The following is a 13,534-nucleotide window of genomic DNA, read 5'->3' as shown; positions in this document are numbered from 1 at the left end:
TTTACTCTGCCATTACGTTTAAGCTACACTGTAAACCTTAACAGTACTGTCAGAGTCAACCCTCAGAAGAGAAAAAATGCGCATTGGTGAACTTTCAAAAATTACTGGTGTAAGTCAGAGAATGCTAAGATTTTACGAAGCTGAAAAACTGATTACCCCTACCCGGTCTAAAGCGGGGTATCGCGAATACTCAAAGGAAGATATAAAGCTGATAAAAAATATAAAAACATTAAATGAAAGTGGAATTAAATTAAAAACAATAAAAGAATTATTACCTTGTATAGAGAGCGAGCATTCAATCCCTCGATTTTATGGGTGCTCCGCTGTCAAAGCCTCACTACAAAGTGAGTTAGAAAAACTTGATGAAAAAATAGTCCAACTAACACAGAGTAGGAATGCATTAGCGCAGTATGTTGGCGAGCTTCTACCAGACAGGGATTAGATTATTTCTTCTACCATTTAAACCACGGTGGTGCAAGCTTCCCACCATGAATATCGTGCTACATCGCATTTTCACCCTCACCAAAAGCCCAGTCTTATCCGGCTCTTCAAAATCTGATAACAGCTTTTTGGCACGTTATTTAGCCCTCTCCTTCCTCCGTTTTTCATATCCAAGGAAGCATTTTTGATCCGTCACACAATACTCATCCCGTAGCAATAACCTCGAGAGCCATGGATAAAGCCTTTGCTACTGCAATAGTGGCGTAACTTTTTACCGAAAGATTCCTTATAGAACATCCCAACAATGGCGCAAAAAATGTTATCAAACAAAAGACATTAACATTTTCCCTGATAATGCCTTCGACCTTGTTGGCTGATGCCCTTTTGAAGAGTAACTTAGGGCGGGTGGCAATTTTCTTGTGGGCCAGATATTCAATTGCTGTGTCAAAGAGGGCGCGTGGCGCTTCCCAGCTATTTGCCTTCTCAAAAAAATTTAATACGGAGCATCATCATGGACGAGACTCTCACACTCTCTCCCGACGACCTGCAGCGCCGACTCAAAAAACAAAGCGCGCCCCTCACACTCTCTCCCGACGACCTGCAACGCCTGCTGGGCAAGCAAGCTACACAGCTAGATAGTTCGACCTCGCTCTCTTTCGAATTCACGCCAACATCTCAAACAGACCCACTGCGAAGCGACCCCATCCTTGGCCAGCTCTTGCAACATGAAGCTCGCATGCTGGAGTGGCTTGGTGAATCTGAAGGCAATGCACGTCAGTTCGTGCTCGACCCAATTGCGACTTTTCAGCGGGTATGCGATCCGCGCCCCGAGCTGGTCCAGGGACTGCGCGGCCTGGTTGACCGAGAAGAGCCAAGCGACTTAATTGAAGAAGAAATTGAAGAGCAGCAAGGTCTTCAAGAAGTTGAATCCTCGCCAGATCCAGACCTTTCGCAGGGCTGGGACTTGATCAGTGCCTCGACTCAAGGCGCAGTCAACAATTGGATTAGCGAGCTCTTCGAAGGCGACTCCGGCCAATGGTCATTCAGCGGAAATGTCGGCAAGGGCCCCGCCAAGGTTCGCTACGAGTTTGCATTTGATTGTCCCGCCTTCATCGCTCCCGAAGACCAAAAGGCGACGCTCGACCTGCCCATCACAGGGTTCATCAAGTTCCCAGGTATCACAAGCAACATCGAAGATGCGCAGGGCCAAAGCCCCGGTCACGCCCGGCTCGTTCTTGACCTCGACAAAATGCAAGCCAGCGCCAGCATCAACCACGATGGGCAGGTCACCGTGACCATCCAGAAGCCCAGCTGGCGCATGATGGAGCTTGATCTCAGCGACGTTCAACTCTCGCAGCCGATCAAGGGTCTCGACATTACCGACGCGATGAAAGGCGCTGTCGACCAACTCATCTCAAGTTTCGAGTGGCCCATCAAGTACACAGTCGCTCAACGCACCCCCCTGCCCGCCGGGAGCCTGGAAATCGGAGTGATGTACACAGCCTTTGGTGGCGACTCCGACTCAAACCTGTTCGGGCTTGGGATATGCCGTAGGAATCGCCAGCCAATAGACGCGCTTCTGCCGCAAACTGTCCCTAGTGGTTGTACGTCGGCACTCATCGTATCCAACGACATAATTTTGACCTCGGTGGCCGCAGCGATTGCTGAAGCAACGCCACTGACCTCATCGCAGCTGACGGTGACCGATACCTACCCTGAAAAAATGTACCTCAACACCGACGTCGAAGATGTGATTGACGGCGCGCACATCAAGATAAAAGAGAATAACCTTCAAGCGGCCTTCAATAACGATGGCGACCTTGTTCTGAATGCCGACGTCAGGGTGAAGCGGGGGGCCATGACGCTGTGGGTCTACCAGACCTTTAAGCTCTCTGCGACAGTCAGCTTCAGTGCCTACGACGATGTGCTCAACATTCAGGTGAAGACCAAGGCAAAACTCCCCTTCTGGTGGGCATTCGTACCGCTTGGCTGGGTCATTCAACTGATCCTCTCGATTCTGAGTTCGAGGAAAGGGAGTATCGACATTGCAATTCCCGGCTTCCAGGTCAAGAAGACGAATTCGCCCGCCTATCTTCAGATTGGTGGTGACTGGGCCTATATGCCAATCAAGCTTCATTCCACCCCAATCGCGCCTCCGAACATTCAGATGATGCACATCAATCAGCAGCTGGATGAAAACGGCGGAAGGTTCCGGTTTGACTTCAGCAAATATGGCTCAGAAGTGACGAGCTTCATCGTTGCCGCCACCTACTGGTTCTTCAAGTACGAAGGAGGTACAGACCACCAGACGCAAACGCTGGGCCTTTCGCTCACCCAGGTCCACAACAAGAATGCCGTCCTCACCGTCACGCCTGACGCCACCTTGTTCGGCCAGAAGAAAGTCATAAGCCCCTCAGACTCCCAATTGACATTGTCGTGCATCGCAGTCGTCGACGGTCCTAAAGACGGTGTGATCCTACCGAGAACCATCACCGATATCCCCGATGAATCAACCAGCCCATACATCCCCCTCGATGAGCCAGAGGCTTATGCTGCCCTTGGAGGCTGGGCGTGCGAGTACCACAAGGACAACGACCCGAGCGAACCCCCAAAGTCACACCACGTTCGCACCATTGAGCTCGATGCAACCACCGCGGCTCCTAACAACTACGAAGTGGGTATCCAATCGACTGCACAGATGCACGATGACTCGGGCAACAATGCCATTGCATCGATTGATGGCAATCTCATTGAGCTGAGCAATAGCCCCCCTCTGATCGCAAAGTACGTGACAAACCTCCAAAACACGAGTGATGACGTCCCTGTCGAGATGGGCCAGCCCATAAGCGACGCGGCAGTATTCCTGTCTGGCTATCGCGTCCACTACGACAGCAGTGACCACGACATCCGGCAAGTCGGCGGAGGTTCGGAAACCTACTCCACATCAGGCTCGCAGGTCATACTGCACAATCCACACGCACTGATCGGCGACGGCGACTCGGGGAACTGCAAGCACACTCAAGAAAACAGCGAATCGCACGTGTCGTTCCTAATTATCGCAGTACCGGAGTAATTCGCGCGGTTGCTCAGGTGGCCATTACACGCCTGGGCAACCTATTCGTTACCAGAATCCCGCGACGGTGTGTACACGCTCCAGTCTTCTTTGGACGCCGCACCGTCAACGCGCCACGACAAACTGTAGTGGCGCGCAGTTTGTTAGTGAAAAGTAAGCGATGCACGAACTACATACGATACTGAATACTGTGATTTATGTACCACTGACTTTGCAGGAGCGTTTTGACCCTTTGCCTTCAAAAGCTTTATGGATACTCCATGATTTCTAGTGGGCAGGTACGGAAATAGTATTTGAAAATTTGTTGCAGATTTATGGAGTGAAAGCCTCAAAAGTCGCCGTAGTCCTAGCGAAAAATAATGTGCCTGAAAAAGAACCCAAGCAAACGAACCTTTAATCAGAACTACCCTACTTTATCGACCAGCCACTTCATATTGTTGAGATCGCGTGGTTTATGATCAGTAAAATCAGGCACCTTGGTGTGAAGAATGCATCGACAAATACGCTATGCCCTATGCTTCAAGTACTCTTAACAAATTAAACAGAGTGTTGCCATGAATAAATCCAGGCATGAAACTTTTATGCAAGCAGCGATTGAGGAAGCACGTAAGGGTTTAGCTGCAGGAGGTGTCCCCATTGGTAGCGTAATCGTACTGAATGATGAAATTATCGGCAGGGGTCACAATCAGCGTATCCAACAGGATAGTGTGATCAAGCATGCTGAAATGGATGCACTGGAAAACACAGGGAGGTTGCGCGCTGCCGATTACCAAAAATGCACGCTTTATACGACTTTATCACCCTGCTCAATGTGTAGCGGAGCCATTCGCCTATACGGTATTAAAAGTATTGTTATCGGTGAAAATAAAACTTTCCAAGGTGATGAATCATTACTCAAATCTGAAGGCGTAAGCTTGGTTTTTCTTAATAACCTTGAATGTATTGGTCTTATGAATCAATTCATTCAGCAACACCCTGAAATTTGGCATGAAGATATTGGCGAGTAATAAACCATTAACTGCAAAGTGTCTTTATAGTGGCCAACCTATAAACCAAATTATTAGAAAAGATTGACATTTCATGGATTCTTTCGATGTTTACACTGTGGCTTTCAAGAATTCAATTATGTTTGAGAAGCTCCACGGCCCCTCCTCAGCACCAATATGACACATTACTGGTCAGCCTGATAGTTGCTAAGCAGGCCCATTCGGTGAAGGCTGCAACAGCCACCAGATATGGGCCCTAACCTGAGGATACCTGAGGTACACAACTATCCTAGATCGAAATTTCAGCAGTAAGAGCAGCTCTAAAACTACCCTCTCTCCTATTCTACCCCCTGGAGAATTGGAAAAACTTGTGTGGACAGAAATCAGTTGGGGTGCCAAGCACATAGAACTGCCCAGCGAAAAAGTGAAAATGGGTCAGCCACACATTATCCCTCTTGCTGAACAGGCTATTGCCTTACTGCAAGAACTGGAGCCGCTAACAGGTCATGGCAAATATGTTTTCCCATCAGCTCGAGGCCAGTGCCGTCCACTGTCTGATAACGGTGTGAAGACTGCGCTCAGGTCACTGGGCTATGGCAATGAAACCATGACCACCCACGGATTCCGTGCAATGGCCCGTACTCTATTAGACCCCGGCACTCGGCAGATTTGATTTAGAATTCTCGTTTTCATCAAGGAAAAAACTGAATGTGGCACATGCATCTCAAATCAGAGAGGTAGAACACATTCATCAATGGATTTACGAGGATAAAAGGATATGTCTATCAACGAACATGCAACCAAGGTACAGGTGAGTCGACTGGTTAACACCGCTCTGGCAGCGATTAAGAATAAAGATCCGAGACTTGATCAGACTCTGGTCCACACTTTGGATCAACTCAGCTTAATCAGCCGGAACCTAAATACCGCCAAACATAACGTACAGCACTTTGGTGGAATGATGGCGAGCGGCGCTCATGGACAAAACGCCTACCGAGCCAATCAATCCATGAACTCGAAGCTTAGGACCCTCTCATCACTTGAAGCCTTCCTCGCAGAAGAATGGAAAAAGCTTGGTAAAGCAGTTGACGCATATAGGAAACAGCTACCATGGGAAGGCAAGACCGAATTGGAACTCCTGGATATGCTTGCGGGAGAAATCGAGTCGTTCGATAAATTACTTAAGAAAAACGTCATTCAGGTTCCAAAGCACCAGTCCAATCCACATCAAACGATGACCCTTCAAAGAGAAATCACCCAATTAAAGGCAATACCCGCTCATACAGCGCCAAGTATGCTTGTCTTAATTACCATCGGCCTTCGGTTATTTGCAATGTACGTCGGTTCTAAAAAAGTGACTAGCAATAGATAGTCTCGATTTCCCTTTTAGCAGTTTGCTAGGCGTTGAACGTTTTTCATCCGACAGGATCAATGCCTGTCGGAGCCTTATAAATAAATGGGGTCAGATCAATATTGTGTTAGGAATACCCACATTTATGGTAAAGCCATACATAGGCGTTCCAGCAGCATTTCCGTCACCCGCCTGGCAAACTGTTTCTCGATAGATTGAACCAGACAGGATTTGTAGCCCCCCACCAGAAAGTTCCCGAGCACCGATACTCCCGATTGAAGTAACGCACATAAAAGGCGTGATGGGACATCCACAGAAGATAAAGCATCCTACGTCACACCATATTGCGCTGTTTATACACCAGCAACACGCGGATGACTGGGATCTAAAAGAAGTGGTGTCTCGTTGGTATCGATTATGCAAAGGCTCAGCTTTATCACAGCGTTTTTGTAGAGATGAAACCCAGATCACGCCGAACCCACCCAACTCACAGAGGTAGTAAAAATTTGGAAGGCACGACTTACCGATGCCAGTTGGTTCATGCGCTATCTGAACGAATCTATTGCGAGAGAGACCAACCGTGAGACTGGCCTTTTATATTTTTTTCAAATTAGAAGGAATTTCTAATTCCCCAAAGCCCACCTAGTAAGGGGCTAAAAGGCCAGGAACTGTTGCCTCTAGCACAAATTTATTGTGCCGGTGGATTAAGGTAGTCGAAATGCCAGGTTGATCGAATATTGCTACCTAGAGGAGAAAATCATGGCTCTGTTTTATGGTGAAACACTACAAGAAAAATTGACATTGGATATTTTTTAAGTGGATATGTACCCTATACAGAGGAAGCCTCTCGTCTCTACAGGTTCTTCTTAGCCATGATTAAAAGCCTAGTCAGAACTACCCTGTAATGGGTGCTCAGAATACTGTCCAGAAAAGCGATACAAAACTTCAGGCGGACACCTTTATCAAAAGGGTTATAAGCAGTAGCGAGACAATTACAATGAAAACGCGCAAAACCAAACCCTTAAAAAATATTTCGCAAATTTAAAAAGCTGATTGCTTTGAAAACTGCAACTCTCATAAGACTCCAAAACTTCATTTAAATTCTGGGTTAGAGAAATGAAAGCTTCTCGACACCCCCTTTATAAAGCTGCATTTCTTCGCGGTAAGTACACCTAAAAATATAGGCGCCCAAATAATCTTATTGGAATTTATTCAGTTTTCTTCAGCGTCAAAGCTGCGTAGAATCGAAAGATATTTATCAAGATTCTGGGCACTGATCAAACCGGCTTCTACAAGCCAACAGCCCAGGATAAAACAAGGACACTAAAAATTTTCTAAAAGACCTATTCTCAAAGGAGAACGGTAGCGTGACGTAAGAGTAAGTAAAAGGCGCTGACCCAAGGTGCGGCAACACCCGGGGCCAGCTAACCAAATTGATATCACAGTTATCAAAGTGGCTACATGAATGGTACGCTAGAAACCCGCTCGTCTTCAATAAAAGGTTGCAAATTCAGTAACCTGAGGCGATTCCCCAAGCACTGGGAATCTAGCGCCCGTCTTTTCTTCTTTTACGCCTACCGTTCTCGCGCCCCTCCTAATGCCTGCAACCGATATTACTTTCCTGGCCTTCCCGTTGCGGGAGGTACGCCAATGCTTTGCGTCTCATTAGGAAACCAATATGTTGATTTTAAACCGCCGTACTGGCGAGAACCTCAGGATTGGGGAAAACGTCTCAATCACAATATTAGAAGTTAAAGGTAATCAAGTGCGGGTAGGCATAATCGCCCCAAGGTCCTTACCGGTTCACCGAGAAGAAATTTATAGAAGAATCAAAAGACAACAGGGGCAAGACAACGGGGGGATAAAAAAACAGATTCTCCTAGTAGAATGAGTCCTAACAATCCTGCTTAGGCCCTACTGCTCCAAGGACGATAACAACCGCAACCCTTGTATAATCGAACAATCTGTCCAGCATTTAGGGTTTCCCTATTCCAAAGGTCCTAAATGCTGGACAGAAAACTTTAACAGCGCCTAGGCAATGTTAATTAATGTAACAATTTAGCCGGCTGTACCACTTAATGCAGAAGATACAAAAACCGGTAAAATACGTTGTTCAATCAAGCCCAGGGTTTTTTCTTCATCGCCGCGGCCGGTGATAGCTATCACCAAATCCAGGTCTTCGATGGATATCACATACTGGCCACCACCGCCCCAGCCAAATTTCGCTAGGTATTTCTTGTCGCCAACCTTCAGAGGGGTTCGCCAGAAGAAATAACCGTAGGAGAAATTGGTGTAGTCAAACTCATCATTTGTAGGAACAGCTACCTTACCAGTGGCCTTGGTGATAAACGCTGCCGGAATCAGCTGGTGGCCATTCCATTTGCCTTTATTGAGTACCAATGTACCCCACTTAACCATACTGCGAGATGTCATCATGGCTCTTGACCCTGCCTGGGGCACCCCACTAACGGCTTCCTTCCAGTGATAGCTATCGATCCCCATCTTCTCTAGCAGCTCTTTTTTAATAAAGTCGCTGGCGGAACCGGGAACCACGGCATCCAGAACCAACATTGCAATCATTGGGTCTGAGCCTTGATATAAATAGGTTTGCGATTCTGAGGTTATCGGTTTGCTATGGCTCAAATAGATTTGAGCCAGCTTTTTCCCAGTTAACTGCTCTTTATTTTCCAGTAAGGCACTCAGTTTTTCCTCTTTAATTCGAATTCCTGACTGCATGCTCATGGCATGATTCAATGTGACAAGGTCTGCGCCTTTAACAAGTTGCTTCTTATCCAACCCCTTTAGGAAGGAAATGACTGGCTTGTCCAAGTCTGCCATGGTCAAATAACCTAACTGTATTGCCCGCCCAATTGCCAGGGCTGTATAGGCCTTGGTGGCAGATGCTTGTGGGTGAGGCAAGTTGACACGGCCAAGGGAATAGTAGGATTCAAATACCAGCTTGTTATTTAGGGCGATAAGCAGGCTATCGTAGGGGGTATGTTGATTATCGGCTATTTCCTGGGCCAGCTTTTGCAAGCTTTCCTTAATTGTATCTATCTCACCAACAGGAATACCGTCTTTTCTATCCGCTGGCGCCGTATCAATAAACGCCTTTTTGAGCTTTGGAGTGGATCTCTCCAGGTTTGGGAGGTCACTACGATAGTCGGCCATATTTATTTCTGGTGCCTTTAAGTCTCCCGCGCCTGCAGTAGCGCTTATGCCGTACATTAGGCCGATTGTGATTAGTTTCTTAAAAATCATCTTATATCCTCAATTTAACTTTGAAGTTTTTTTAATATGACTCGATATACCATTGGTTAGTGTTTCAGCTTATCGGCAAGCCAATAAATACTGCGCACTGATGACTTTGGGAATGCTGTAGTGTGATTCGCGGATTCGATAACCGCTGGCTCCAGAATTAAATTAGCCAATTTTTGGCTCTTTAACTTACTTACGAACCTTTCTACCGTTGCACCCAGCTCCTTTTCTAAAGCGCCGTAGGCAATAAATACATTGGTTTGTTTTGGTAGTTCCATCAATGGTTTGTTAGGCTCTAATTCAAGACGAGAATCCATATAAGTGCCTATCAATCTTGATGGACTACCGATAATGTAGTTCTGAAAAGTATCCGGTTGATTGATTAAGGCATAGACTCCAAAGAGACCACCAAATGAGTAACCGAAATATGTCCGATTATCTGGATTCGCGCGGTAATTGCTTTCGATATACTTAATAACGTCATTTCTGATAAAGGCGAGATGCTGATGGGCCTCTCCTTTAAAGGATTCTTTATCGTTATCTTTATTATCTGAGGGTAGTGCTGGTTTAAAGTCCCGATATCGACTCGACCATTCTTTTTCAGCACCGGCCATATCTTTCTGCCAACTAATACCCACCAAAATGGCATCTTCCAGTGCGTATTCAGTAGTGGCAGATAGCATTTCAACCGCCCATAAAGCGTCTGTATAGTAAATAACCGGATGCTTTTTGGTATCACTCTCCCCATATTTCTCAGGCAGCTTGATATACAGCTCGTATTCCCTGTTATTGCCGGAGTCCTGAATAGGTATCACTTGGATTGTGGATAATTCCAGGGCTTTATGCTCACCGGCTTTAAGAGCCGTTATAGGTAGTAGCAAGAGGAAGGCAACTAGTAAACGCTTTTTCATATCAGTATTTATACCGTTACATGTGATCTGAGAAGCGCTCAATCTAAACAAGGAGACTATGAAACACCTGAAGTGCCCCTGACTTTTGAATGATTTTGTTCTGTTACTATAAAGTGCTTATTTATCAATAAGTTACAAAGTCTGCTTTAGCTGTAATCAGGGTTTATGCTAGTATCCATTGCCAAAATTCAGCTCAAATTTTGTTCAGGTAGATACATCAATGACTTCACAATATTGGGTGGGTGACTTCTTTGTTGATTTATCCAGAAACCAGATCACCCGACATGAGCACTCGCAAACTGTCCCCCCTAAAGCCCTTGCTGTCTTAACCCACTTAGCAAGACATCAGCGAAAAGTCGTGAGCCAGGATGAGCTACTGTCTGAGGTCTGGCCGGATACAATAGTCACACCCAATACGCTGCAAAGAAGTATTGCGCAACTTAGAAAAGCCTTTGGGGAAGATCGGAAGCAGCAGTCTTATATTAGAACCCATGCCAAACAAGGTTATAGCCTGGAATGTGATATTGTTTGGCAAGATGATTCTATTCCACAAGATAAGACAGCACCGAGAGAGGAAGCTCCCTCCCCTTCTTCCCCCAAGCCGGAAATAGATATAACACCGGCTAATCCAAGCCACCAAACCCAGTCTATCAAACCAAATCGATTTCCAATCTTTGCACTTGTCGGCTTGGTATTATTAGTATTTATTATATTTAAATACTCTCCGCCCAAGCAAAACGCTCAGCTTATATTTGATCGATTACAGGCAGTAACGGCTACGGATCACAAAGAATTTGGCCCCTCATATTCACCTGATGGTGAATATATTATATTTAATCGTTATTTGGATAAGCTCTGTGTGAATAAAATCTGGGCCAGGAATATACATACCCAGAAGGAAACGGAGTTAACTCCAGAATGGGGTACTTATGGCCGCCATACACTGTCACCGGATGGCAAGAAACTGGTATTTATTTCCGAAGAAGACTGCACCATACCGCTAACCCAGAATACCTGTTACAACCTGGTAAGCCTGGATTTTCAAAAGGCATTAGTCAGCCCACAACAGCCAAATGTATTAATGCGCTGTAAGAACTCGGCCATTAAGAACCCCGTATGGTTAAATAACAATAATCTCGCTATTTTGCATAAAGAGACTAACCGTTGGCGGTTGATCAACTATTCAGTCAGGGATAATACCAGTCGAGTCCTTTATGATCTGGAGAATGGAAATCTGGCCTATTTTGATTACTCAATAAGTGATGGATTAATAGCCGTAACCAGCCATCATCAAGATGGCCAGCTTTATATCGATATGCTGGATTCCAAGGGGGCGCTTTTATCCAGCCACCCGATAGACTATCCGGATGAAATCCCCCAGCGCAGGACCATATCCCCTAACTTTTCACCGCTTACAGATGAGTTAATCTTTAGCACAGGGCGGCGGCTCTTCTCTCTCACTTATGATGGAAAGGTCAGTAAGCTTGATTTACCCCTGGATCAGTCTGCCAGCTCGCCGGAATTCCACCCAAATGGGCAGAGGGCACTTCTGATTAAGGGCCGATACGATAGTGACATTGCATCAATACCGCTTAACCAACCTGAGTCAATCGATACACCTTCGGACGAAGATGTCAGCGAACTCTACCCAAGCACAACACGGTCGATTTTGGGAGAAGATGATGGCATTTTCCAACCCAATGGCAACTTGATTGCATTTACATCCAGGCGCTCTGGTGAAGATCAGGTGTGGATAACTGATGGCAGCGATTTACGGCAAGTCAGTCAGTTTCCAATGGATACCAATATCTACGGTATTAGCTGGTCTGCCGACGGCCAAAGCATACTGGCGAGTGCCAATCAGATACTGACTAAGATCTCCCTGGACGGTAGCAGAGAAGCCTTCTCACTAGCCCATCCAGTTGACCGACTATTCCAGTGGGATAGCGTGAGTAACCTCGCACTGTTAACTTTAACGGTTAAAGGCGTTACAAAGTTTGCAGAAGTAAACTTGGATAATCTCGAAGTTAGCATTATCAACGATACCCAAGTTAACTGGGCCCAACGAAGCGAAGATGGCCGGCTGATCTATATGGATCATATGAACCGCTTCTGGCAACCCGGCCCAGCGGAAGATCAACTAATCGAAGAGCTGGTTCATCAGGGTAGTGAGAAAAGGTTTGTGCTCAAAGAGAATGTGATTTACTCAATCAATCGAGATGACCAGCTGTGGTCATTCGATCTCAGCACTGGTGACTTTTCCATTTTGAGAGCAGTACATAGAGATATCGATTACTTGACTGATATTAATCAGGAAAACCTAATGATTACCTATGTTGTTGCCGCTAAAAAGGAAGTGGCTGAGTTATTCTTACGGGAATAGAAATACAGCCTGTTTTAGTTTTCAAAAATAAGATGGTTAGCTATAAACCATCTTATTTTCCTACCTCGATTTAATTCAAGATATCACTCTTATTTTCTATCAACTAAATTGCATGGCTACTTAAAAAGTTTCATCAGCTGTTCAACCATCCACATATGAAGCTGGCTATGGTTAGATCGACTATGCCATGCTGCTATAACCTCAAATTTTGGTGTTTGCGTGTCCAACTTAAGAGGAATAACTTTTTTGTTGGGTAGTAGTCTTGAGGGGTAGAACGCAATAGTGTCTGTCGCTGCAATAATATCTGGAGCGGCAGAAAAGCTGGGTATCGACATAACAATATTGCGTTTTAGCCCCTGCATCGCAAACCACTCATCGTGTGATCCTTTGAGGTTTGCCCGTGACGGTGAAATGATCAGTTGCGGAAGCTCGGCCACGTCTGCCAACGTTAATGACTTACTCTTCAGTGGAGACTTTTTTCCCGCTATACAGACATGTTGCTCCTCAAATAGCAATTTGTATGGCAGGTCATCCGGGATGAAATCAGGAAAGGTAAGCGCTAAGTCGATCTCACCAGCAACCATTAACTGATTGAGATTATCTGTTTCAAAGTCCCTGACGATAACTTTAAGTTCCGGGGCAGATTTACGGACAACCTCTAATAGCTGGGGCAGTACCGATTGAATTGCGTAATCCGTGGCACTAATACTAAAAATCCCTCTATAAGTTGCCGGATCAAACGCTATTGGGGTTAGCAGTGACTCTACATCCTTCAAAATACTACTGATCCTGCCTCCCAGCTGCTCAGCAACAGGGGTGGGCACCATACCGTTGCCTTGCCGGATAAACAGCCGGTCATCAAACACTTCTCTCAGCTTACGCAACTGTTCGCTTATCGCTTGCTGGGTTAACCCCACCTTTTCGGCTACCCGGGATAGGTTTCTCTCTTGCAGTAGCGCTTCCAATATACGTAGCTGTTTCAGGTCTAACCGACTTATACCATTCATATTTGTAACCAGGACAAAGAGTAGTTGTTTCTAATTGTATCTTTGCCTATCTATTATTCCCACCATCGTAAGGCACAGCCACATCTGGCTGGGGCTATTTAATAGCCCAAGTAGTTACTCTTCT

The 13,534-nt window shown here is 45.8% G+C and carries 10 protein-coding genes; 7 read left to right on the top strand and 3 right to left on the bottom strand.

The annotated features are described in order from the left end of the window. Window positions 1-76 precede the first annotated feature (76 nt). The 6 genes from ACJJIP_RS02495 to csrA all read left to right on the top strand — a co-directional run bounded on the left by ACJJIP_RS02495 (window position 77) and on the right by csrA (window position 7,742). Complete coding sequence (locus ACJJIP_RS02495) at window positions 77-442, top strand: MerR family transcriptional regulator (RefSeq protein ID WP_444946167.1); 366 nt, start codon at window positions 77-79, stop codon at window positions 440-442. Between the two features lie 510 nt (window positions 443-952). Next, the gene (locus ACJJIP_RS02490) at window positions 953-3,514 is read left to right on the top strand and encodes a hypothetical protein (protein WP_444946166.1); all 2,562 of its coding nucleotides are present in this window, start codon (window positions 953-955) and stop codon (window positions 3,512-3,514) included. A gap of 554 nt (window positions 3,515-4,068) precedes the next feature. Then, a complete protein-coding gene (locus tag ACJJIP_RS02485; RefSeq protein WP_444946165.1) occupies window positions 4,069-4,521 on the top strand; it encodes a nucleoside deaminase in 453 nt (150 codons plus the stop codon). Between the two features lie 349 nt (window positions 4,522-4,870). Then, the gene (locus ACJJIP_RS02480; RefSeq protein ID WP_444946164.1) at window positions 4,871-5,173 is read left to right on the top strand and encodes a tyrosine-type recombinase/integrase; all 303 of its coding nucleotides are present in this window, start codon (window positions 4,871-4,873) and stop codon (window positions 5,171-5,173) included. A gap of 105 nt (window positions 5,174-5,278) precedes the next feature. Further along, entirely contained in the window at window positions 5,279-5,872 is a 594-nt protein-coding gene (locus ACJJIP_RS02475; protein ID WP_444946163.1) for a hypothetical protein, read from the top strand. A 1,657-nt stretch (window positions 5,873-7,529) separates the two neighbouring features. Further along, window positions 7,530-7,742, top strand: a complete 213-nt coding sequence (csrA, locus tag ACJJIP_RS02470; protein ID WP_371839273.1) for a carbon storage regulator CsrA — start codon at window positions 7,530-7,532, stop codon at window positions 7,740-7,742. Between the two features lie 167 nt (window positions 7,743-7,909). Here csrA and ACJJIP_RS02465 read toward each other — a convergent pair whose 3' ends face one another. Together ACJJIP_RS02465 and ACJJIP_RS02460 are read right to left on the bottom strand one after the other, a co-directional pair. Beyond that, a complete protein-coding gene (locus tag ACJJIP_RS02465; RefSeq protein ID WP_444946162.1) occupies window positions 7,910-9,112 on the bottom strand; it encodes a serine hydrolase domain-containing protein in 1,203 nt (400 codons plus the stop codon). Between the two features lie 56 nt (window positions 9,113-9,168). Beyond that, the gene (locus ACJJIP_RS02460; protein WP_444946161.1) at window positions 9,169-10,020 is read right to left on the bottom strand and encodes an alpha/beta hydrolase; all 852 of its coding nucleotides are present in this window, start codon (window positions 10,018-10,020) and stop codon (window positions 9,169-9,171) included. 220 nt (window positions 10,021-10,240) lie between these two features. On the opposite strand from ACJJIP_RS02460, the gene ACJJIP_RS02455 reads away from it, so the two are divergent. Next, a complete protein-coding gene (locus ACJJIP_RS02455) occupies window positions 10,241-12,403 on the top strand; it encodes a winged helix-turn-helix domain-containing protein (protein ID WP_444946160.1) in 2,163 nt (720 codons plus the stop codon). 116 nt (window positions 12,404-12,519) lie between these two features. On the opposite strand, the gene ACJJIP_RS02450 is transcribed toward ACJJIP_RS02455, so the two are convergent. Further along, complete coding sequence (locus tag ACJJIP_RS02450; protein ID WP_444946159.1) at window positions 12,520-13,410, bottom strand: LysR family transcriptional regulator; 891 nt, start codon at window positions 13,408-13,410, stop codon at window positions 12,520-12,522. Window positions 13,411-13,534 lie beyond the last annotated feature (124 nt).

It is taken from the genome of Microbulbifer variabilis (assembly GCF_052467165.1).
The sequence above is the reverse complement of the archived record's forward strand: the minus strand, read 5'-3'. Positions and strand labels throughout refer to the sequence as shown.